At 54.1% G+C, this 18,457-nt stretch carries 31 protein-coding genes; 8 read left to right on the top strand and 23 right to left on the bottom strand.

The annotated features are described in order from the left end of the window. Window positions 1-24: 24 nt before the first annotated feature. Genes DBR02_RS03690 through DBR02_RS03720 form a run of 7 tightly spaced genes read right to left on the bottom strand, consistent with a single transcriptional unit; the run spans window position 25 to window position 4,797 of the window. Window positions 25-411 carry a hypothetical protein gene (locus tag DBR02_RS03690; protein ID WP_063921810.1) on the bottom strand — a complete coding sequence of 129 codons (387 nt, stop codon included), beginning with the start codon at window positions 409-411 and terminating at the stop codon, window positions 25-27. Between the two features lie 4 nt (window positions 412-415). After that, complete coding sequence (locus DBR02_RS03695) at window positions 416-856, bottom strand: Bbp16 family capsid cement protein (RefSeq protein ID WP_032634949.1); 441 nt, start codon at window positions 854-856, stop codon at window positions 416-418. 51 nt (window positions 857-907) lie between these two features. After that, the gene (locus tag DBR02_RS03700; protein ID WP_045342886.1) at window positions 908-1,894 is read right to left on the bottom strand and encodes a major capsid protein; all 987 of its coding nucleotides are present in this window, start codon (window positions 1,892-1,894) and stop codon (window positions 908-910) included. A gap of 17 nt (window positions 1,895-1,911) precedes the next feature. Further along, window positions 1,912-2,610, bottom strand: a complete 699-nt coding sequence (locus DBR02_RS03705; protein ID WP_063928596.1) for a peptidase — start codon at window positions 2,608-2,610, stop codon at window positions 1,912-1,914. Window positions 2,611-2,612: 2 nt separating this feature from the next. Beyond that, window positions 2,613-2,909 (bottom strand): Bbp19 family protein, encoded by a 297-nt coding sequence (locus DBR02_RS03710; RefSeq protein WP_032636545.1) that lies wholly within the window; start codon window positions 2,907-2,909, stop codon window positions 2,613-2,615. Then, entirely contained in the window at window positions 2,906-4,576 is a 1,671-nt protein-coding gene (locus DBR02_RS03715) for a portal protein (RefSeq protein ID WP_107533497.1), read from the bottom strand. Before DBR02_RS03715 ends, DBR02_RS03710 begins: the two co-directional genes overlap by 4 nt. A gap of 14 nt (window positions 4,577-4,590) precedes the next feature. Further along, on the bottom strand, window positions 4,591-4,797 hold the full coding sequence (locus tag DBR02_RS03720) for a hypothetical protein (RefSeq protein ID WP_032636549.1): 207 nt from the start codon (window positions 4,795-4,797) through the stop codon (window positions 4,591-4,593). A gap of 773 nt (window positions 4,798-5,570) precedes the next feature. Here DBR02_RS03720 and DBR02_RS03725 point away from each other — a divergent pair. Together DBR02_RS03725 and DBR02_RS03730 are read left to right on the top strand one after the other, a co-directional pair. Beyond that, the gene (locus DBR02_RS03725; protein WP_107533498.1) at window positions 5,571-5,756 is read left to right on the top strand and encodes a hypothetical protein; all 186 of its coding nucleotides are present in this window, start codon (window positions 5,571-5,573) and stop codon (window positions 5,754-5,756) included. A 44-nt stretch (window positions 5,757-5,800) separates the two neighbouring features. After that, window positions 5,801-6,103, top strand: a complete 303-nt coding sequence (locus DBR02_RS03730; RefSeq protein ID WP_063162238.1) for a Gp49 family protein — start codon at window positions 5,801-5,803, stop codon at window positions 6,101-6,103. A 66-nt stretch (window positions 6,104-6,169) separates the two neighbouring features. On the opposite strand, the gene DBR02_RS03735 is transcribed toward DBR02_RS03730, so the two are convergent. The 16 genes from DBR02_RS03735 to DBR02_RS03815 form a co-directional block, all read right to left on the bottom strand. Continuing rightward, window positions 6,170-7,645: a terminase gene (locus DBR02_RS03735; protein WP_107533499.1), complete on the bottom strand. Its 1,476-nt coding sequence runs from the start codon at window positions 7,643-7,645 to the stop codon at window positions 6,170-6,172. Next, window positions 7,642-8,238 (bottom strand): terminase small subunit, encoded by a 597-nt coding sequence (locus DBR02_RS03740; protein WP_233157679.1) that lies wholly within the window; start codon window positions 8,236-8,238, stop codon window positions 7,642-7,644. Before DBR02_RS03740 ends, DBR02_RS03735 begins: the two co-directional genes overlap by 4 nt. A 56-nt stretch (window positions 8,239-8,294) precedes the next feature. Beyond that, window positions 8,295-8,624 carry a hypothetical protein gene (locus tag DBR02_RS03745; RefSeq protein WP_048982102.1) on the bottom strand — a complete coding sequence of 110 codons (330 nt, stop codon included), beginning with the start codon at window positions 8,622-8,624 and terminating at the stop codon, window positions 8,295-8,297. 77 nt (window positions 8,625-8,701) lie between these two features. After that, complete coding sequence (locus DBR02_RS03750) at window positions 8,702-9,040, bottom strand: hypothetical protein (RefSeq protein WP_048982104.1); 339 nt, start codon at window positions 9,038-9,040, stop codon at window positions 8,702-8,704. Further along, a complete protein-coding gene (locus DBR02_RS03755; protein WP_048982107.1) occupies window positions 9,033-9,302 on the bottom strand; it encodes a hypothetical protein in 270 nt (89 codons plus the stop codon). Before DBR02_RS03755 ends, DBR02_RS03750 begins: the two co-directional genes overlap by 8 nt. Window positions 9,303-9,501: 199 nt before the next feature. After that, window positions 9,502-10,227, bottom strand: coding sequence for a hypothetical protein (locus tag DBR02_RS03765; RefSeq protein WP_107533501.1), 726 nt, complete (start codon window positions 10,225-10,227; stop codon window positions 9,502-9,504). After that, window positions 10,224-10,778, bottom strand: a complete 555-nt coding sequence (locus tag DBR02_RS03770; protein WP_063843640.1) for an ead/Ea22-like family protein — start codon at window positions 10,776-10,778, stop codon at window positions 10,224-10,226. Before DBR02_RS03770 ends, DBR02_RS03765 begins: the two co-directional genes overlap by 4 nt. Further along, window positions 10,775-11,056 carry a hypothetical protein gene (locus DBR02_RS03775; protein ID WP_063843641.1) on the bottom strand — a complete coding sequence of 94 codons (282 nt, stop codon included), beginning with the start codon at window positions 11,054-11,056 and terminating at the stop codon, window positions 10,775-10,777. The genes DBR02_RS03770 and DBR02_RS03775 overlap by 4 nt, the downstream gene beginning before the upstream one ends. Continuing rightward, window positions 11,053-11,694 carry a hypothetical protein gene (locus DBR02_RS03780; RefSeq protein WP_047050268.1) on the bottom strand — a complete coding sequence of 214 codons (642 nt, stop codon included), beginning with the start codon at window positions 11,692-11,694 and terminating at the stop codon, window positions 11,053-11,055. Before DBR02_RS03780 ends, DBR02_RS03775 begins: the two co-directional genes overlap by 4 nt. Before the next feature lie 56 nt (window positions 11,695-11,750). Then, window positions 11,751-12,215: a crossover junction endodeoxyribonuclease RuvC gene (locus tag DBR02_RS03785; protein WP_063153767.1), complete on the bottom strand. Its 465-nt coding sequence runs from the start codon at window positions 12,213-12,215 to the stop codon at window positions 11,751-11,753. A 128-nt stretch (window positions 12,216-12,343) separates the two neighbouring features. Then, window positions 12,344-12,607 (bottom strand): DUF977 family protein, encoded by a 264-nt coding sequence (locus DBR02_RS03790; protein WP_045891224.1) that lies wholly within the window; start codon window positions 12,605-12,607, stop codon window positions 12,344-12,346. 10 nt (window positions 12,608-12,617) lie between these two features. Further along, window positions 12,618-13,007: a DnaT-like ssDNA-binding domain-containing protein gene (locus DBR02_RS03795; RefSeq protein WP_237765693.1), complete on the bottom strand. Its 390-nt coding sequence runs from the start codon at window positions 13,005-13,007 to the stop codon at window positions 12,618-12,620. Window positions 13,008-13,063: 56 nt separating this feature from the next. Next, window positions 13,064-13,210: a hypothetical protein gene (locus tag DBR02_RS26925; protein ID WP_227788524.1), complete on the bottom strand. Its 147-nt coding sequence runs from the start codon at window positions 13,208-13,210 to the stop codon at window positions 13,064-13,066. Window positions 13,211-13,514: 304 nt separating this feature from the next. Beyond that, on the bottom strand, window positions 13,515-13,703 hold the full coding sequence (locus DBR02_RS03805; RefSeq protein ID WP_047050271.1) for a hypothetical protein: 189 nt from the start codon (window positions 13,701-13,703) through the stop codon (window positions 13,515-13,517). Further along, window positions 13,700-13,903 (bottom strand): hypothetical protein, encoded by a 204-nt coding sequence (locus DBR02_RS03810; protein ID WP_047050345.1) that lies wholly within the window; start codon window positions 13,901-13,903, stop codon window positions 13,700-13,702. Before DBR02_RS03810 ends, DBR02_RS03805 begins: the two co-directional genes overlap by 4 nt. A gap of 147 nt (window positions 13,904-14,050) precedes the next feature. After that, on the bottom strand, window positions 14,051-14,281 hold the full coding sequence (locus tag DBR02_RS03815; protein ID WP_032634928.1) for a hypothetical protein: 231 nt from the start codon (window positions 14,279-14,281) through the stop codon (window positions 14,051-14,053). Window positions 14,282-14,435: 154 nt separating this feature from the next. Here DBR02_RS03815 and DBR02_RS03820 point away from each other — a divergent pair, with 154 nt between their 5' ends. The 6 genes from DBR02_RS03820 (at window position 14,436) to DBR02_RS03840 (ending at window position 18,454) form a co-directional block, all read left to right on the top strand. Further along, window positions 14,436-15,026, top strand: coding sequence for a helix-turn-helix transcriptional regulator (locus DBR02_RS03820; protein ID WP_047050275.1), 591 nt, complete (start codon window positions 14,436-14,438; stop codon window positions 15,024-15,026). Between the two features lie 151 nt (window positions 15,027-15,177). Beyond that, window positions 15,178-15,327 carry a hypothetical protein gene (locus DBR02_RS26780; protein WP_162843058.1) on the top strand — a complete coding sequence of 50 codons (150 nt, stop codon included), beginning with the start codon at window positions 15,178-15,180 and terminating at the stop codon, window positions 15,325-15,327. Next, the gene (locus DBR02_RS03825) at window positions 15,324-16,391 is read left to right on the top strand and encodes a hypothetical protein (RefSeq protein ID WP_047050277.1); all 1,068 of its coding nucleotides are present in this window, start codon (window positions 15,324-15,326) and stop codon (window positions 16,389-16,391) included. Before DBR02_RS26780 ends, DBR02_RS03825 begins: the two co-directional genes overlap by 4 nt. Window positions 16,392-16,398: 7 nt before the next feature. Continuing rightward, window positions 16,399-16,698 (top strand): hypothetical protein, encoded by a 300-nt coding sequence (locus DBR02_RS03830; protein ID WP_063153764.1) that lies wholly within the window; start codon window positions 16,399-16,401, stop codon window positions 16,696-16,698. Then, window positions 16,695-17,516: a PD-(D/E)XK nuclease-like domain-containing protein gene (locus tag DBR02_RS03835; protein WP_063153763.1), complete on the top strand. Its 822-nt coding sequence runs from the start codon at window positions 16,695-16,697 to the stop codon at window positions 17,514-17,516. Before DBR02_RS03830 ends, DBR02_RS03835 begins: the two co-directional genes overlap by 4 nt. Beyond that, window positions 17,513-18,454, top strand: a complete 942-nt coding sequence (locus DBR02_RS03840; protein ID WP_047050283.1) for a RecT family recombinase — start codon at window positions 17,513-17,515, stop codon at window positions 18,452-18,454. The genes DBR02_RS03835 and DBR02_RS03840 overlap by 4 nt, the downstream gene beginning before the upstream one ends. The last annotated feature ends 3 nt before the right edge of the window (window positions 18,455-18,457 follow it).

The following is an 18,457-nucleotide window of genomic DNA, read 5'->3' on the forward strand; positions in this document are numbered from 1 at the left end:
AGCCCCTTGTTTTATTAGCGAGGCTTAGACGCCCAGTTTTTGCCGTTCTTCCGCAATACGCTCTTTGATCGTTTCAACATTCATGTTGCCAGGTTTCTTGTTGAAAAGTTCTTCGTACTGCTGGCGTAGCGCGGCTTCATCTTCACTGAAGGTATTGGCATCTTTACCGCCGGTATCTTCCTGGCCATCATCTTCATCCTGTGGTTCAGGCTGAGAGTCAACCGGCACGATTCCGCGCTTCTTATCTGCCTTCTTATCTGCCTTCTTCTTTGCCGCCTTCGCCGCTGCGTTGATCGGCTCCAGCGCAGATCCTGGCTCGCCGTCATATTCAATTTCTGAGCCTTCAGGCCAGAGGTTGTTATGAATATGGGATAAGCGCAGGACGCGGTATTTTGCTTTTTCCATTGCCATCACCTTAGCCAGTCACTTTGGAACGGATCGGGTAATAAGGAGTGTTGTTGTCAACATCCAGATTAATGCCCGAGGTGAACGCGCCAGCAGTCAGCGGACCGGTGCCGACTGAATAGTTAACGCGCAGATAACGCTGGACGCCCGCCGGAACTTTGGTTGAGAACAGGCGTTTGCCAACTGTCAGTGCAGACAGCGCCAGAGCACCGCTGTCGTAGATAGTGGTCCAGGTGGAGTTGTCAGGGCTGGTCTGCAACTGAACGTTGAGGGTCGCAGCACCAGCAGCGGTTGCAGTGGTGTCAACGGTTGCCCAGAACTCCAGCGGATAACCAACGCCGATATCGCGGCGGGTGCCGTCGATAGGGCCGAGGTCAATCACGTCCGTAGAAGCAGCAGAAGCTGTAACCGCCTGCTTCTCGGAGAACATCAACAGTTTGTCGAGGATCATTTTCTTTCTCCATTTATGGGCCGGTTAAGGCCCATCAGTTAATGACAGGCGTTAAACAACGCGCGCTTCTGTTTCGAGAATCGCATCGGTTTCACGGATTGGGATGCCACGGAACGTGGTCCAGAATTCGCCTTCAGTCTCTTTTACGGACAGAGCCAGAGAGGCTTTATCCAGAGATTGCAGATCCAGCGCCTGGGCAACGGTACGGTTCATGTAGAACACCGCGCGGCCCATTTTCAGGTTAGGGACGCGGTGCAGCGCTTTAACCATCAGGCTGACGATATTTGCAGCTGAACCTGGTACTGACAGATCGCTCACATCGATGTTGGCGATGCGCACAACGTAGCGCCAGTCACGGAGAGCCAGGCCGTTATCCCACTTATAATGGGTGCGGTAACCCTGGTATTTGCCGCCATTGGCATCGGTAAGCGTCTGCTCGCCGAGGTTCTGAGTCTGCAAACCAGCCTTCTGCCCTTTAGGGAAGATGCCGTGCACAGTGTTTTCACCCCAGACCACCAGCCAGATAGAGGTGTTATCTGTACCGGTGCCGCCAGCATCAATGATGTTCTGGCCGTTGCCTGCGGATTTGCTGGAGTAGCGGGATGACAGGCCCATGAACTGCTGCGGATTCACACTGGTGTCGCCGTAGAACAGGGTCTGAGCCATCTGCTGGTTCATTCCTTCGAGGAATGCACGATCTTCAGACAGGCGGAATTCAGCAGTGTTACCGTTAAGATCTGCCAGTGACTTATCTACTTCCGCATAAGCCTCCAGCATGCCGACAGTGTCAGTGACCTGTACGGTAGTTGATTTTGTCGGTTGCACACCGTAGTTCAGCAAACGCCAGGTAGGCTGCGGGAGCCCCGAGCGAACGGTGGTACGGTGACCAGTTGGAAGGTTACCCTCTACGAACATCATATCCGTCAGGATTTCGTTGGTCTGGGAAAGAAGTTCGACAATCTTATCGACCTTTCCGTTTGGATCAGTACGCTTAGCCCAGTCAGCCAGCGTCAGCGCATTTACGCCTTTAACAGCCATGGTTATATCCTCTCTTATTAGCCATAAAGCACTTCGGCCGCACTACGCTGGCCTTGATTACTGCCATCGACCATGCCGTCTTCCGACATGGCTTTACCGATCTTCACGAACGTTTTAACCAGGTCTGGATGGTTACCAAGCCCGGTAGCGTTCAGATATTCTTTCAGTTCCGGCGTGCCGAACTGGTCGAGTGCACGCTGCGCAGCACTGAGGTTTGCGGTCAGTTTGTCGCCGCCGATCTCCTTGTCTGCCTTCACGGTCTCTGCCCAGCCTTCGGTCTGCTTCTGCCAGGCTTCTGCCTGACGCTGCTGCACACCGGCCAGAATTTTTGGATATGCGTCCACCAGCTTTTGCGCCTGCTCGTTGGTCAGGTTCAGATCACGGGCAACGGGTTCGAAGTCCTTCAGCGCTTCGGTATCCAGCTCTACGCCTTCACCAGCGGTAAATTCGTATTTCTCCGGCGCACCTTCCTGCTTCTGCTTTTCGTCATCCGACTCCTCCGCTGGCTTTTCACCATCAGCGGGTTTGTCTTCCTGAGGCTTGTCACCTTCAGCGCCAGACTGTGGCTTATCGCCTTCTGGTTTCGCTGGCTCGCCTGCAGGTGCTGGAGCATCGGCAGCAGGTGCAGATTGCTCAGACGGTGCAGGTGCAGTGCCACCATCAGCAGGTTGCTCATTGCAAAGACGGCGATGCAGCAAACGTTCAAATAAATTCATGGTTACTCCTGTTCACTGGCCTCTGCGGCCATCTTCAGATACTGATCGGGGCAGTGCGTCATGACGCGCTGGAATAGCTCCAGAGCCAGATTGCGCTGCCCTTCGTTGAAAGCCATTGCCAGGGCATCCATCGGCGGTATGGCGGCGAATACGCGCCCACTCTCCAGCACTCTCCACACGACGCGGCGGCCCTGTTCGCTATCCATGACGAACTTGATGTCGTCCTTTTCGCGCTGCTCCAGATCGTGCTTCTTCCGCTCGTTCTGAATGCGCAGTTCTTCTTCGTCAAAGTCAGTCATTGCTGCGCCGCTCCTGCTGCGTTAGTGATTGCTGTCAGTGCGCTTGGATCTGCGGTTTGCGTATCGCTGAGCGTCTTCGCGCCCTGCGCTACGGCCTGACCCATTGCCAGCGCCTGAGCTGCCTGCTGTTGCTTGGCGCGCTCTTCACGAATGCCCTGCACCTGCTCCTGCGGAACGATGACGGTTGGCGATACGCCGGACATTTCGGAGAACGCGTCAATTGCCTGATCCACGTCGAGCTTGTCGAGCGCTTCAGGTTTGAACTGTGCGAGCTGGCCGATAAACCCAACGGTCTGCGACAGGCTGGTGAGCCCGATAGATTTCTGCGCCTGCGCCATAACGGAGATGTATTCGATGCGCAGCGGCATGCCCTGCATAACGTCAGGAGGTGGCGGAAGCATGTTCTTGCGCGCCATGATGGAGAACACGCGGTCGATAAGCGGATTGAGCGCTTCGTCGTTCAGGCGTTCCAGCACCGGGCCGAGCATCAGCAGTTTCTCTTCTTTCATCTCGATCACTGCTTCCACCGGCATTGAGCGGGTGTTGATGTTTTGCAGCATCATGAAGAGGTCGACAAAGTAGGCGCTGTTGATGGTCTGGCGGGTATCCTGAATGTCGGCCAGCAGGTCGGCGGTATTCGGATTTACCAGGTACGCAGGTTTGAAACCGTCCTGACCGCTCAGCACATCGAGATAGGTCACGTCACCAGGCAGCAGAGAAACGCGCTGATTTTTCAGCGACGCCGGCGCGACCATCGGCGGGTTAGTGGCTTTGTCGATCAGCTGAGCTTTACGTTTCTGCTCAACCTGAAGCGCTTTAACCTGTCCGAGTGCCAGCATGCCAGGGCAGGAGGATGCGTAAACGTCCTCGCCGTTAACTTCCCAGCGCGGCGCCAGAATCGGGAATTCATCGAAGCCGGATTCACGCAGCAGCTTGTCGGAGTCGCCTCCTGTCTCGAAATAGACAGAACGATACGGCTTGTTCTTGCTGTCCATCCTCCCGCTGTCGCGGTTGATGTTTGGCGTGATGCAGTGGTTTACTTCGATCCAGTTTTCATACGAGCCGCTTTCCCACTGGCTCTTCACGGACGCGCTGACATTGTCCAGGCCAAACTCTTGCACGAGCTGGCGCACGGTCATGGAGAACTGACGGAAGGATGTGTCGACGCTGCCACGCGGGCTGTTAGCCAGGTAGTAGCTGCCAATCGGGAATGGCATTGTGCGGATCACGTCCTGGTCATCTTCCAGAACAGCCATAGCGGCAGTACCGAAAGTACCCAGACTGGCGTACATGACGGGCAGAGACTGATAAAGATTCGACTTGTTGAACACTTCGTTCATGCGGCGCTGCACGACTTCCAGCCAGACCTTAACCGGGCCGTAATCCATCATGTCAGGGTCAGGCGTTGCCAGCTTGAACCACGGGCGCGCAGGGCTGGTGATGCCGGACATCATGCCGCTGGCGAGAATGCGCTGAGCGAGTGAACCGGTAGGGTCAACAATTTTGGTGTTGCGGCGATCGTCACGGTTAACATCAGACGTCAGGAAGCGGGAACCGCGCGGATTGATAAAGTCGCTCAGGTCGCGCCAGTGCGGCTCGAACGATGTGCGCTCATTCTTCAGCTGTGCGAGCTGCTTCAGCAGCCGCTCTTTTTCGGTTTCCACCATCTCTGCGCGCTCCGTTACTGACCGAGCAGCGTTTTACCGCTGGTATTGGCGGCGGAAGTGTCGCCCTGGGCACCGGTGAGCATGGTCGAGTTACGACCGGCGGCAGCACGGCGGCGGCGCTCTTCATCATCGCGCGCACTGACCACAGCGGCGTCCTGCTCCTGAGGTGCGGCCTGAACTTCTGGTGCCGCTGGCACTGATGGCTTGCTGCCGATACACATAGCGATAACCTCACACACGATTAAATTATTACCAATTTAACCATATACGGATTATTTTACGTAGTGTATTGACATAATGGACTGCAATTATTACCCTTCAGGTAACACAACATGAAAGCGCACTTTGATATTGGTTCTGTGAGGTCTTGTCGCTAAATCAAAACTGGTGAGTGCGCTTCCAGGTGTGAGCAGTACGGCATCTGGCACATGTGTCGTAGCGGTCCGGCGGGGTTCCTTGGTGTTCCTTATCCCCGAGCGGGTTCCCGGAATGTGCAAGTCAGTGTTATCGGTATGCACGACATGACGACTCACCATCGTGGCGATACGGTGTGACACCTCGGAAGAGACGAGGATACAACGATGAGAGCATTGGGGTGACCGGTTAATCCCGTGACGCTAACCGATACAGGCGCAGTGCTCTCAATGTTGTGGTGAATGCGCAGGCTGATGCGCGAATTTAGCGTCGACAGTTTCTATCTCCTTCCGGACTCGAGCGGAAAAACTGACTGACTAAGGGTGGAGAATGCCGGAGATCAGCACCGGCCACCACAACCCAATCACGCCTTAGGACCGTGATACGGCAGTACCAGGCAATGCGTGTAGCTTTGGCGGTGGCAGTTGCTCCCACTTCTGACCACCGCCCTTTTTACAGCAGAACGCCATTCCGATGACGTTGCGCTGTAAACCCTGCATCACCCGCCAAGGAAGGCACTCCGTAGTCCTTTGCTTCCAGTTAGCCCGGTTCGTCCGGGCATTTTTTTAAGGTGAAAATCATGAATCAGACAGTCGTTAATGTTCAGAAACAATCTCCTGCCGAAGAGATCCGCCGCGAGAATCTCTATCACACCAAATTGCAATGCCTGGCTGAAGTGCTTAGTAAAAGAGCTGTACTTGATGAGCGAGGTGCTGTTCAGGATGCCAAAGCCATCAACGCCGCATTCGATAAAATTACTTTCTGAGGTAAGCAACCATGGTATCAACAGCATCCCCAGCACCATCCTGCATGGCTATTGAGCAGGAAATTCAGGCCAAAGGCTTAACCGCGCCGCGCGTTACGCGAGACGACATGATCGCAAACATTGCTCACACTGAAATCGTTAAGCACGTTTCTGTTACCGGGCAGGTTCTGCGCTGGGCGATCATTACGACAAAGAATGGCTTTGCGGTTACCGGAAAGCCATCATGTGCAGTCTCAGCTGAAAACGACAATGAGGCGATCGGTAAACAGATTGCTCTGACGAATGCAGAGAACGAGCTGTGGCCGCTAATGGGTTACGCTTTGAAAGAGAAGTTGAGCCAACAGTGAAAGACGAATTCGACGGCTTTTAATGCCGTGACATGTCACAATCAGCCCGCCGATGCGCGGGCTTTGTTATTTCCACGGGTCGTAATCTGTGACCGCTTTCCCCTGCTGGTTCTCCTGCCCGGGAATGCGCAGGCGTTTCGTAACAGGGAAAGCAAACGTCAGCAGCAGCGCGTCACCTTTGCCCGGAGAGCGGCCTAAGCGCTCTTTTATATCTTCCTTCGGCTCAATGACGATCTTGCCGTCTACCCTGACTTTGTACTCTGCCGCAGACAGGTCGTCCGCCGTCTCCTGGTCGTCCAGCGCACCGCCGAGCTTCAGCCACGTCTTGCAGCTGTTGAACATCTCGCCGCGCTTGTTGAGCATCTGCGGGTCAGTAGAGCCGCCGCCGAACGGAATTAACTGCCACGTCCGGCCCCAGCCGTCACCGATTGACTTCAGCCCGGTACCGTAGCCAAAGTCGATAAACACCGCATCAGCCTGGTACTGATCTTCAAAGTCGGCGATACGCTTCGCCATAATCAGATCGTCAGTGGTCTTGTTGCCGGTCCATAGCACTTTGCTGTGCAGACCCTGACGCAGGTATATCACCGCGTCATCCACGCCGGAATAAGCCGGGTCGACGCCGATAATCACCGGAGCGTGCGCCACCTGCCCGGCGGTCACCACGCGCTTCATCGCCTCGTCAGTGAGCCCTGTCGGGATAAACTGGAGTTCGGACGCGTCAGGGAAGATCCCACGCACACGGACCTTCACGAAGTCGCTGTCCTCGCCGTAGTCGTCCACCCATTTCTGGAGTTGCTGTTTGTTCGTGCCTTCTACGGTACGGCTGTCAATCTGCGCACACTTCCAGCGGTGTTTATATTTTCGGAAGCATTCGCGGAAACGGCCAGTGTTACGCGTCGGGTTCCCGAACGCCACCCAGATGATTTCAGTGTCTTCGTCCGTCAGCGCGCCCTCTGCTACCTCCCACACCAGATCTGCAATGTTGGATGCTTCGTCGAATACCACGATGATGCGCTTGCGCTCGTTGTGCAGGCCAGCGAACGCTTCGGTGTTGTGCTCAGACCACGGGATTGCGTCAGCGCGCCAGCGTTTATCGTGGCCCGGATCGTTGCTGTACATCGCCGTGGCGGTGCAGGTGAACCACTCTTTCGTGATAGCCAGATTCGACCACTTTATGATTTCCGGCCAGGTCTTGGTGCGGAGCTGGTTGTCGGTGTTGGCGGTCACCACCACCTTGCAGTCCTCGCAGGTATCCATTCCCCATTTAATCAGCATCGAAATGAATGCAGATTTCCCCACGCCATGACCTGATGCGCGGGCGATCATGATAGGCTGGTAACGAGTGGTTGGGTTCTGAAGGTGATCCCGTATCTCGCGGAATCCCTCCGCTTGCCACTTACGCGGCCCGGTGGCGTGCGCCAGCTCTGTGCCATCTTCGCCCCACGGGAACGCATAAAGCGCATAGCCCAGCGGGTCATACGTGAACGAGGCAATATCCTCGACGAGCTGCTCTTCTGGCGACATGGCTGCTGCTGTCATTCTTCACCACCAGCCTGTTTCTTAACGCGAGCCCGAGCCTTGGCCATCTTGTCTGCTATGGTCATTCTTACGTCGATTTCCAGGCGCTCTTTGAACGCGTTGACGTCGACGTGCTTACCAATCAGCTCGAGGTTCTTCACCTTGTCCGGCCATTTGATTTTTTTGAGGATGGTCTCTATCGAATCCTCTTTCATGTTCATGATGGTTGAGGACAGGTCGAACCCGCTGAGCGTGGTACGCCAGATTTTAGGCCAATCGCGGATCGGTTTCAGGCTGCCGTCATCGTTCAGGATATCCAGCACATCCATCTGGTCGATCTCCACCAGGCGCATGAGGACGTAATCAGCGCTGACGCGGTTTCGCTTGTTGCGCTCCTCCATCAGTTCGGCGATTCGTTTCTGGATTCTTTCGTCGCGCATCATCACGCTGGCTTTGACCGCCGCCGTATTAGGCGAATACCCTGCGTCTATCGCTGCCTGAGACTGGTTTTCTGGTGTCTTAATGTAGGACTGGCAGTAAGCCTCCTGCATCGCTGTAAGAGGCTTATATTGCGTTGATTTGCGTTTGTGGGTTTTTGGTGTCGCGGGCATCATTACCACCTGAGTAATTTTATTACCATTCAGGTAATACTATCACGCCCGCGCAGATGTTACATGACTGGTATCGGATCGTCTTCCTGGCTGCCGGCACGGTTGAGGAAATGTGTAACCACTCCCAGCACCGTTGTGTCGTCCAGCGCTTCACCTTCGATTGACTCACCCTCCGGAACGATAAGCGCCCGCCCCTGCACGATGGCGAACTCAGTGCGGCCGCAATACGATATCAGCACGGTATCACCCGGATGTGGTTTAGTTGCGACGTTGATGATTGCGTATCCAGCCGACGTCTCAACGGTGCGGCAGTTGCCGTCGTAGCCGCACATGCTGGTGATGGTAAGGCGGGATTCTGCGTAGTCTTTTGCCGGAGATGGAAAGCCCATAATGGAACCTCACATAAAAATACTGTACATTTAAACAGTATAATCATGTGAGGATTTAGTCAATACGCCGTGACAGGTCACACCGCAAGTTTCGTTTCATGCCAGCCCTGCGTTACCCAGCAAGCCGAATCACCGGCGCACGGGCAGGACTTCACCGGCAGGCTGTCGCCACATTTGCCGCACTGGTTGGCGCTGATAGCTTTGATGCGACCGCGTACCCGGGCATCATCCTGGCGGATCAGCAGAGCAATGTACTCGCTCATTTCGTATGGCTCACGGCCCGGGCGACGCTCCGCGCAGTTACGCGCCAGCATCTCCATTTCCTGCTCGTCGAGCACCAGCTCCAGCTTGCGTTCACCAGCTTCCGCCTGGCGAGCGCGCTGCGCTGCCTTGCGTTCTGCTGCGGTTTTAGCCATTGCCTTTCTCCTTTTTCGCCAACTTCAGCATCGCATCACCATAGCGTTCGATTCCCATCGCAAACGCGCCCTTCACGTTAATTCCCTGGATGATATCCGCCGGCACCACCACCGGCATCGGCACGCGGATGACCAGCCTGCGGAGTTCGGCTATTTCGTCGGCCTGCTCCATGACTCTGGAGTACAAGTCAGAGGCTTCGCCTTTCCACCATGCCACGTCGGCTTTAAGGCGGCGCAGGCGTCGCTGTTTGAGTTTGCTCACGACTTCACCTCATCCTTCGGCGCTGACGTTTCAAAGACCAGATCATTCCCACCGCATGCAGGGCATTTGACGTTCTCAATCAAGTTACCTTTCACGAATTCCGTGTGCTTGCACTGCTGGCAAGTCATCTTCATTTCAGAGTGGAATGAGTAAGCGGTTTCGCTGTTTGATATGTTATTGCCGTAAATTTTTAAGCCCATCACTTCACCTCCTGCTGCGGTGCTGCTGGATATGCACTGCCTTCCTGACCTGGATCGTTGCTTCCGGTGCATGCATTCCTGTGGTCATTGGCGCGCGGGCAGCGTTTGTTGCCACAGTCAGGGCAGACGACAAATCGCATATCAGTAAGCGTTATTGGTCGGCATGTTCGGCACCAGCAGTCTGGAGCGTTGAGAGCATCACGCTCGGCAAATATTTTCTCAGCGTCGATTTCAATGCCAGAGTTGCGAATGGTTTCCACAGCATCCCGCAACTTGTAAGCCGTCGTTACAGGTTCGGCACCCTGAAGCATGGCGGCGCGGTAGACATCAGGGCGAGATAACATGGAGACGTTATTCCATGTTTTCACATCGATCAGATTAAACGCATCATCCGGCAATACATCCTCAAGATGATTCAGAAGCACATTGACTTCATCAGGCACAGACACCGGAACTGGCGGGGCGGTGTAAACAACACTTTCAATCCAGTGCGCGCCATCCTCATTGCAATTGCACTTCGACTCTAATGGCTCGTCCAAACCCTCTGCGCCACACGCGCTACAGGTAAAAAGTTTGCGGCCCCTTGCTTCGAGCGATGCCAGCGCCAGTTTCATCGCCGCCAGAGACATCGCAGCATCTTCGTTTACGATGCCAGGCACAGCATCTCGCTCTTCTTCGAGCTCCGCGATGGTCTTCAGTAGCCATTCTTTGGTAAGAGTGTTCATGATGCCTCTCCTTTACCGACTGCGGCGCGGTCGATTATTTTTATGAACTCAGCAGCGCCAACATCACCAAGACCAGCGTACTCGCTGATGAACTTCCTCGCCGATGCGATGATTCCGCACTGGTCAGCAATCCGTTTCTCTGCGGCTTCAGCCCTGGCTTCCTGTCTATGCGCCTCCGTCCATCCAGCATTGGAATGTGCCGCCGTTGCTTTCAGATCGTCGATCTGCTTGTCTTTGGCTTCCAGCTCATCCAGCAGCGCCATCACAGTGGCGGGATTGGCTGAGGCGATGAATTCAGCGTTGCACTTAGCCGTTTCATCCCATGCCATGTGGTAATCATGATCCCATTCAGTGTGGATGCACGCAGCAGTTGAATTGGTCATGTCGAGCAATGATTCGTGACCAACATACACCGCATATGAGTGGTAGCCAGAAACCCTATCTTCGCCCTCGCCATATTCGCCGTCAGTCTCGACAACATCAGACCACCACTCGCCTTTTGTCGCCTTCTCCGCCGCTTCACGAAGCGCCTTTTTGTCGATGTTGCTCATTGGGCGGCCTCCGGTCTTTTTCTTGCGCTGAAGCGAGGTACATGTTCCATTTCAACCGCAAATACACCTACGCTCTCGCCGTCAACGAACAGCTCGATATCCAACGGCCAGTCAGATTCCCAGCCGTCATGGTTGTCGAAATAATCAAGGGCGGCATCCTGAGACAAGCATTCCAATTCCCACTTAGAAGTGAGCTCATCGATGTGTCGAGGATCGAGAAAATATGCATCCTCAGGAAACGTGCCTGCATCGCTAACTACGTACTGGATTACGCTCATGACTGCACCCCTTTGCGAAGCTGGGCGGCTATGTCTTCGAGTACGCCATCAGCGAACGAGCGGTCGAAATCATCCACTGGCGCACCAGCCATAAACTCTGTTGACGTCAGGATCATCCGCGCGATATCTGCCGCGTTCTTTGCTGTGTCGTCGATAAAACCAGCATCCCATGCGGCCAGCATCCTGTTAGCAACAAAGTGAGCGCCTTCCTTGTGGGCCTGCGCCCGCACTTCAGCCAGGCATTTGCGGAATTCAGCAACGTATTGTTCGACACTCATTCCCCAGGTTAACGGGCATTCTTCGACGGTTTCGCCTTCGTATTCTTCATCAGGGACTTCTTTGGTAAAGAATTCGCGCTCGATGGCATGGAGCGTGTCAGCGAAGCGGCGTAGGTTTCTCTGACCTTCCGTGATAGAAAATTCAGGAGCCTCGCAGCCAGCGCCCATCTGCTGATATACGGCGGTTTTGAAGGCCTTCAGCCCCGCATTCTCCGCAGCCAGCGCATTACTACGAGCCAGTTGCACATCCAGATGCGTAGCCAGATCGCTTATCAACTGCGATACAGCACCGCCTGATGATTTAAGTTGTGCGGCCTTGTCATGACCGCGCTTTACCAACTCACTCACATTGCATTCCATCTTTACCCCCGCTTACCCGTATAAGTTATTGATTACGTTGATATCAAAAAGGATGGTTATTTAACGCCTATCCCGAACCTTGCGATTAACAGCGCATCCGCGATGGCCTGGCCTTTCGCTTTGGCATCCAGCGCCCTGAGTTCCGGGTAAAGCTGAATGGCCCGGCTACGCGCTGCGTCCTTGTCGCTGCCGATAAGCCCGGCTGACTTCTTCCAGGCCTGCGGCGTTACCAGCGTGTACGGAATGTTGAGCCCCTGGAGGATCCCCTCCGCTACACCAGCTGCATGCCCGAACGTGAACATGCTCGCCGTTCCCTGTCCTGGCATGGCTCCGACCTGCTCAAGGTACGCATGAGTGATTCCGTACTGCCGAAGCCATGCAGATACCGCTGCGCCGTTCACCCTGGACTTTGTGCCGACCTTGATGGTTGGCATTGCCAGGTGGTCGATGTAGCCGCCCTGCTCAGTTACGAGAACCAGCGCGCCGCTGCATCCCGGGTCAATCCCTAAAACTGCCGTCATGATTTACCCCTTAGGTAATTTAAATCCACATTAGAGTTAAAATCAATAGCTATGCGCATATTTTGTTACCTGCAAGGTAATTATGCAGGCGTAAAAAAATGCGCTGCCGCGCCGGTGCTACTGCTTTGCTACTTCCCTTTCCCGTATTGCCTTGAAAACCTTTCCATATCGAAATCAATCGTGGCCCTGTAATCCCTGAACAGGCCGCATTTCCCGTGACGTATTACCTCTCCGCTCCTCTCTGCATCTCTGAAATATTTCTCTACAGTGTTGAGGTGGAGGCCGAGGATTTCTGCTGCCTGCCGGGTAGTTATCCTGCCGCGCTCTTTTGCAGCGGTGATTATCCGCCTGACGGCTGTCTTACGTTCTGAGTACGTGTTTGGTCTTGCCATGGAAACCTCACTATGTGGCCTGGTAGCCCCTGAACCCCTCCGGAATGGTCTTGTCCGGCTCCGGAACGTCGTTGATATCCCTTCGCTGCTGCTGGGCGACTGGCCTTGCCCTGGACTGCTGCACGCTTCTCGCCAGCTTCTGTTGCCACTGGTCGTGGTGGAATGCCTTGCCCTCCGCTTTCCAGTACGTGATGAAGTCTGCCAGCTCGAACGGTGTGATCTCCGTCTTCAGAGCTATGCCCCACAGCGCAGCGCGCTGGATGAACTGTGGATCTGGCTTCCAGTTGTCGTGCATCTGGAATTTTCCAAACTCACCCATTCCGCCAGGCGCAATGTAGCCATTCAGCATCGCGTTGTTCGCATCCGGATCTGGTTCACCGCCAACAGCAGAGTTATCCACAGGTGAATTTTGCTCGCTCCCTGTGTGGGGTTTATCTTTTATATCTTCTCTTCTCTTTATCTCTTCTTTATCTGTCGTGACATTTCGTGACTTGTCGTGACATTGCCGTGACTCATTGCTTTCTTGTTGTCGCATCCGCTGCCTTTCACGCTGCTCTCTTTTTCTCTGAGTTGCTGATTTTGCTCCTGTTTCATCATTGCCACGGTCCTCCTTTTTAGGCTGTCTCCGCTCCCACCCTGTAAGGTATGTTCCATCCAAAACACGGCCCTGCATGGCGTTAATAACAGCGTCTATGTCACACTCAGTCACGTCAAAATGTGACGCTAAGTCCTCGTTCGTGACATCAGCGTGACCTCGCGTGACATTTTGTGACCCGCTAACAAGAAGGTGGACATAAACGGCCTGAACGAGAGCTATCGGTTGACCGGATATTCTCGCTATGGTTCTCCACTTCGGGTCATTAGGCATATCATGCCAAAGACGTAGCCATTGATTAGCCATATGAACCTACTCTTTCTCGAGATCAGTGATTCCACAAAGGCGCAACCCAGCGAAGCAACCAGTATTAACCATGTCGCAGTACATTGTCTGATCTGAAATGTTCAGCCGGTGCCACATAATGAGCATCGCCTTTTCTTCTTCTGACTCTGCTTCAATGCATAATTGAGCACTGGAACCGGAGAAAAAAATCTTCATGCTGCCTCCCGCGCCTTTCTGGCTGCCTTTAATTTATCTGAACGCAACTGCTGCTGGCGTCGAGCCCGCTCGTTGTTGCACTTAACGCATTCACCACTGAGGGTGTAGCGCTCACTGTCATGCCCGTGAATGCACTTCTTGCCGGTGTAGAACCTGGCGAGGCCCATTTCGAGAGCTTCACGCTGAGTTAATCGCTTCATTTGCACCTCTCTTTGAAATTTATCTTTGGTAATTTTGTGCGATGGCCGAAAAAAGATCAACCATATTTGGATCATTATTACCTGAGAGGACTGAATAGATATGAAAAGACCGCCAGAAGGCGGCCTGATGGGGGTTTGAAGGAGGTTTTATTCGTAGAAGAAGATAGCCAGTTCCGGCTTTGTTCTGACCCAGCCGCGTTGTTTGCATGCCTTAAATAACCCATTCATCAATGTCTTACCGGGCATTTTACGACGGCCTGTCAGATGAGTCTGGATGTAGTGGCTGGTCGTTCCGGCCTCGTCAGCAAAGGCATTTCGCTCATCAGGAGTGAGTTGCAACCAGTGTTTTTTGAAGTCGAATTTTTCGTTCTCGCTCATAGCTATTGCCTGATATTAATTTCAGATAACAAATATTCACCCAGAAGGTAATAAAAATCAAGGTTTGTTACCTGTGAGGTGCATTTACCTGTGAGGTAAATTCGCTTTTAATTGAACCACTAACTAATTCATATATGAGGCGATTCACCAGAGCATGAAAAGTATTCAGGATATCCGCAGGCAGAATATTAACGATATCATCGACCGTGACTTTAACGGGGTGCAGACTCGTCTGGCGGAAAAACTGGGAACTCAGGCAAACCTGGTGAACCGCTGGGCCCGCGGGCAGAAGGTTGTTGGCGACACGGTGGCGCGCAAGATTGAGAAGGCAGCGAACAAGCCGTCGAACTGGCTGGACGTCGACCACTCATTATCTGCTGTTGCAATCCCCCAGGAGGAGATCACCGCCTCCGATATCGGCCAGTTGGCGGCGCATAACCTCGAAGCGTGGATGCAGAACAACCGCGACCTGTCCTCCCAGGGTAAGCTGTCGAAGGCGTCCGGCGTTGCCCAGGCGACAATCAACCGCATGCTGAACAATGAGGTTAGCGTTTCCATCTCCACCCTGGAGGCGATCGCCAGCGCGTTCGGGCGCCGGGGATATGAGCTGCTCATCCATCCTCGCGACCCGGCGACCATCCATTACGACCGGGCCCGCTACGCATTGTTACCTGAGAGCGAGAAAAGTAAGATCGAGAGCTACGTCGATTTCGTGATTGTTCAGAACGGTAAAACGCAAGAATAACTTTATAAATTTCAGATACTAAGCCGCCATTGAGCGGCTTTTTTATTGCCCTTAGAATTACCTTACGGGTAATTTTTTATAATCATACCTATTGACTTCAAACCACATAAGGATAATTATTACCTCAACGGTAACACTGAGGTAACGAATTATGCAGTGGAAAATCATCAACGGCTGGTACTGCGTTACGGCGTGCGGGCTGATGAGCACCAAGTGCCGCACTCTGCATGAGGCCATCAACTGGGCGTTTGTCACCAAGATGGCAGTCAAAACTGAAATGGATATGGGGGTGAGCAAGTGAGTGAATTAGCAATCATCGAAATCGCGCCGGACCTGGCGCCAAGCATTTACGTTGAAAACGGTCTGGATAAGTTCCTTGAACAGATCCGTGATGGCGTTAACGAGGTTCCTGACCTGAGCACAGCCAAAGGCCGCGCCCGTATCGCATCCCTCGCCGCCCAGGTATCACGCAGCAAGACGGCAGTTGAAAAGCCAGGCCGTGATTACCTGAAGCGCCTGAAGGAGCAACCAAAAGTGGTCGAAGCAGAACTGCGACGCTTCGTGACCGAATGCGATCAGCTTCGCGACGAAGTTCGCCGCCCACTTACCGAATGGGAAGACGCTGAAAAGGCACGCACCGAAGCATTGCAGCAGCGCCTTGTGGATTTGCGCGCACTGGCTGAAGTGATCGACACCACCGGAAATTACCTGCCATCCACTGATATTCAGGCTCGCATTCTGGAGGCTAAATCCGTGGTGCTGGATGACAGCTGGCAGGAGCGTGCAGCAGAGGCGGGAGTGGCTAAAGACTCAACCATTCAGCAACTGGAAGCGTCGCTGGTAGTAGCGCAAAAGCGCGAGCACGAAGCGGCTGAGCTGGAACGCCTGCGCAAAGAGGCAGAGGAAAAAGCACGTCTAGAACGTGAAGAAGCTATACGCCGCGAAGCAGCAGAACAGGCTAAGCGTGATGCAGAAGCAAAAGCACAGGCCGAGATTGATGCTTCTGCACGCCGTGAAGCTGAAGCCAAGGCTGCAACTGAACGCGCAGAGCGCGAAAAAATTGAAGCCCAGCAGAAAGCAGAGCGTGAAGCAAAAGCCGCTGCGGAAAAAGCTGAGCAGGAAAAGAACGACGCTATCGCAGCGGAGCGCCGCCGTCAGGAAGAAGCGGAAGCAGTTCGACTGGCAGAACAGAAACGCATCGCCGATGAAGAAGCGCGCCGCGCAGCTGACAAAGAGCATCGCCGCACCATCAATCGTCAGGCTATTGCAGACCTGATTGAAAGTGGTCTTCCGCAGGAAATGGCTGAGAAAGCGCTGATAGCCATCGCCAGCGGGAAGGTTTCTGCAATCTCTATCAAGTACTGAGGTGCGTATGAACATCCAGCAGATTAATAACCTGAAAAAAATCATGACCAGCATCGACAGCGACTACCAGCTGAGTCAGTTGCACTACGCGCGCCAGGTGGAGCTGATCGACGCTATCAAGTTCCACCAGCTGCAAAAGCCTTTCTATGAGCTGGAACGCAAAGGCGTGCGCACCGAAATTCTTGAAGAACTGATGATGAGCACGGAATTCGAAGAGGCTCTCGCAGCTTACCAGGCCGCGATGACCAGCATCATCGCGAAGTGGGATCTGGCTGACCAGCTGGACACGGCGAGGACTGCGGCATGATGCCAGGAATTTACTTCGACATCAGCAACGAGGATTACCACGCCGGCGACGGCGTGAGTAAGTCGCAGCTGGATATGGTGGCGTTGAGCCCGGCCCTGTTGCCGTGGCAGAAATCCGCGCCGGTCGACACAGAAAAGCTGAAAGCGCTTGACATGGGTACCGCCCTGCACTGCCTGCTGCTGGAGCCGGAAGAATTCGATAAGCGTTTTATCGTGGCGCCGCAGTTCAACCTGAGAACCAATCAGGGGAAAGCAGATCAGGAAGCCTTCCTTAAAGATGTTGAGAACATGGGCATGACGGTGATGGATGCCGAACAGGGCCGCAAGCTGAAACTTATGCGCGACAGCGCGATGGCACACCCGGCTGCGCGCTGGCTGCTTGAAGCGGAAGGATTCTGCGAAGCATCGCACTACTGGACGGATCCGGAAACCGGAGAGCTGTGCCGCATTCGCCCGGATAAGCGCCTGAAGTATCACCCGGTCCTGCTGGACGTGAAGAAGGTTGCAGACATGGAGCGCTTCGCACGCCACGTCGAGGAATTCCGGTACCACGTTCAGGACGCCATGTACCGCGAAGGCGCACAGCAGACCACCGGAGAGCCGCACGGATTCTTCTTCCTGGCTGTGAGCGAAACCATCGACTGCGGGCGCTACCCGGTTCGTGTGTTTGAACTGGATGCGCCGGACGTAGATGCCGGGCACGCACTGTTCCGCCGGGATCTGAATACCTACCACCAGTGCCGGGAGTCTGGCGAATGGGGTGGATTTGAAATTATTAAACGCCCTGAGTGGGCACGCAAACAGGATATGCACGTATGAGCAACGACATCGCAAACATCAACGCACCAGTAGACACAGCAATCGCTGGAACTGCTGCAACAATTTTCAGCCCTGAGGGTTTGAACCAACTGATGAAGTTCGCCGAAGTAATGGCGCAAAGCCGTGTGACGGTACCGGCTCACCTCGCCGGGAAGCCAGCTGATTGCATGGCTGTAGCAATGCAGGCTGCGCAGTGGGGAATGAACCCATTCGCCGTTGCGCAGAAAACCCATGTTGTGAGCGGCACGCTCGGCTATGAAGCCCAGTTAGTAAACGCGGTTATCTCAACCATGTCTCCAACCAAAGATCGCATCAACTATGAGTGGTTCGGGCCGTGGGAACGCGTGATCGGAAAGTTTGTTGAGAAAACATCCAAAAACGGCAACCCGTATATCGCACCTGGATGGACCCTTAAAGACGAAGAAGGCTGCGGTGTTCGCGTATGGGCAACTATGAAGGGTGAGGATCATCCTCGAGTTCTCGAGTTAATGCTGTCTCAGGCACAGGTAAGAAACTCCACGCTTTGGGCTAGCGATCCGAAACAACAACTCGCATACCTGGCGACAAAGCGCTGGTCACGCCTGCATTGCCCAGACGTCATCATGGGCGTGTACACCCCTGACGAATTGCAGGAAACGGCACCGCGCGTTGAACGCGATATCACGCCGACACCTGCAACCGCGACCGGCATGAACAAGCTGATCAACTCCAAGCCTGAGCAAAAGCAGGAAGAGAAACCAAAGAGCAGCGATGACCGCGATCCAGAAGAGATTCTGTGCGCTTTCACTGACGCAGCGATGAACTACAACACCCTGAAGGATCTGGATAACGCCTACAAATACGTCGCCAAAAAGCTCGCTAACGATGATGAACGCCTGGCTAAAGCTACTGATGTGTACACCATCCGTCGCGATGAGCTGAACGAAGTCCCTATGTAATCA

This window comes from Enterobacter cloacae complex sp. (genome assembly GCF_900322725.1).
GTDB lineage: Bacteria > Pseudomonadota > Gammaproteobacteria > Enterobacterales > Enterobacteriaceae > Enterobacter > Enterobacter quasihormaechei.

Excerpts from the sequence above, each read along its gene's own strand:
- DBR02_RS03690 (WP_063921810.1), bottom strand. The coding sequence starts at position 411 with ATGGCAATGGAAAAAGCAAAATACCGCGTCCTGCGCTTATCCCATATT.
- DBR02_RS03695 (WP_032634949.1), bottom strand. The coding sequence starts at position 856 with ATGATCCTCGACAAACTGTTGATGTTCTCCGAGAAGCAGGCGGTTACA.
- DBR02_RS03700 (WP_045342886.1), bottom strand. The coding sequence starts at position 1,894 with ATGGCTGTTAAAGGCGTAAATGCGCTGACGCTGGCTGACTGGGCTAAG.
- DBR02_RS03705 (WP_063928596.1), bottom strand. The coding sequence starts at position 2,610 with ATGAATTTATTTGAACGTTTGCTGCATCGCCGTCTTTGCAATGAGCAA.
- DBR02_RS03710 (WP_032636545.1), bottom strand. The coding sequence starts at position 2,909 with ATGACTGACTTTGACGAAGAAGAACTGCGCATTCAGAACGAGCGGAAG.
- DBR02_RS03715 (WP_107533497.1), bottom strand. The coding sequence starts at position 4,576 with ATGGTGGAAACCGAAAAAGAGCGGCTGCTGAAGCAGCTCGCACAGCTG.
- DBR02_RS03720 (WP_032636549.1), bottom strand. The coding sequence starts at position 4,797 with ATGTGTATCGGCAGCAAGCCATCAGTGCCAGCGGCACCAGAAGTTCAG.
- DBR02_RS03725 (WP_107533498.1), top strand. The coding sequence starts at position 5,571 with ATGAATCAGACAGTCGTTAATGTTCAGAAACAATCTCCTGCCGAAGAG.
- DBR02_RS03730 (WP_063162238.1), top strand. The coding sequence starts at position 5,801 with ATGGCTATTGAGCAGGAAATTCAGGCCAAAGGCTTAACCGCGCCGCGC.
- DBR02_RS03735 (WP_107533499.1), bottom strand. The coding sequence starts at position 7,645 with ATGACAGCAGCAGCCATGTCGCCAGAAGAGCAGCTCGTCGAGGATATT.
- DBR02_RS03740 (WP_233157679.1), bottom strand. The coding sequence starts at position 8,238 with ATGATGCCCGCGACACCAAAAACCCACAAACGCAAATCAACGCAATAT.
- DBR02_RS03745 (WP_048982102.1), bottom strand. The coding sequence starts at position 8,624 with ATGGGCTTTCCATCTCCGGCAAAAGACTACGCAGAATCCCGCCTTACC.
- DBR02_RS03750 (WP_048982104.1), bottom strand. The coding sequence starts at position 9,040 with ATGGCTAAAACCGCAGCAGAACGCAAGGCAGCGCAGCGCGCTCGCCAG.
- DBR02_RS03765 (WP_107533501.1), bottom strand. The coding sequence starts at position 10,227 with ATGAACACTCTTACCAAAGAATGGCTACTGAAGACCATCGCGGAGCTC.
- DBR02_RS03770 (WP_063843640.1), bottom strand. The coding sequence starts at position 10,778 with ATGAGCAACATCGACAAAAAGGCGCTTCGTGAAGCGGCGGAGAAGGCG.
- DBR02_RS03775 (WP_063843641.1), bottom strand. The coding sequence starts at position 11,056 with ATGAGCGTAATCCAGTACGTAGTTAGCGATGCAGGCACGTTTCCTGAG.
- DBR02_RS03780 (WP_047050268.1), bottom strand. The coding sequence starts at position 11,694 with ATGGAATGCAATGTGAGTGAGTTGGTAAAGCGCGGTCATGACAAGGCC.
- DBR02_RS03785 (WP_063153767.1), bottom strand. The coding sequence starts at position 12,215 with ATGACGGCAGTTTTAGGGATTGACCCGGGATGCAGCGGCGCGCTGGTT.
- DBR02_RS03790 (WP_045891224.1), bottom strand. The coding sequence starts at position 12,607 with ATGGCAAGACCAAACACGTACTCAGAACGTAAGACAGCCGTCAGGCGG.
- DBR02_RS03805 (WP_047050271.1), bottom strand. The coding sequence starts at position 13,703 with ATGAAGATTTTTTTCTCCGGTTCCAGTGCTCAATTATGCATTGAAGCA.
- DBR02_RS03810 (WP_047050345.1), bottom strand. The coding sequence starts at position 13,903 with ATGAAGCGATTAACTCAGCGTGAAGCTCTCGAAATGGGCCTCGCCAGG.
- DBR02_RS03815 (WP_032634928.1), bottom strand. The coding sequence starts at position 14,281 with ATGAGCGAGAACGAAAAATTCGACTTCAAAAAACACTGGTTGCAACTC.
- DBR02_RS03820 (WP_047050275.1), top strand. The coding sequence starts at position 14,436 with ATGAAAAGTATTCAGGATATCCGCAGGCAGAATATTAACGATATCATC.
- DBR02_RS26780 (WP_162843058.1), top strand. The coding sequence starts at position 15,178 with ATGCAGTGGAAAATCATCAACGGCTGGTACTGCGTTACGGCGTGCGGG.
- DBR02_RS03830 (WP_063153764.1), top strand. The coding sequence starts at position 16,399 with ATGAACATCCAGCAGATTAATAACCTGAAAAAAATCATGACCAGCATC.
- DBR02_RS03835 (WP_063153763.1), top strand. The coding sequence starts at position 16,695 with ATGATGCCAGGAATTTACTTCGACATCAGCAACGAGGATTACCACGCC.
- DBR02_RS03840 (WP_047050283.1), top strand. The coding sequence starts at position 17,513 with ATGAGCAACGACATCGCAAACATCAACGCACCAGTAGACACAGCAATC.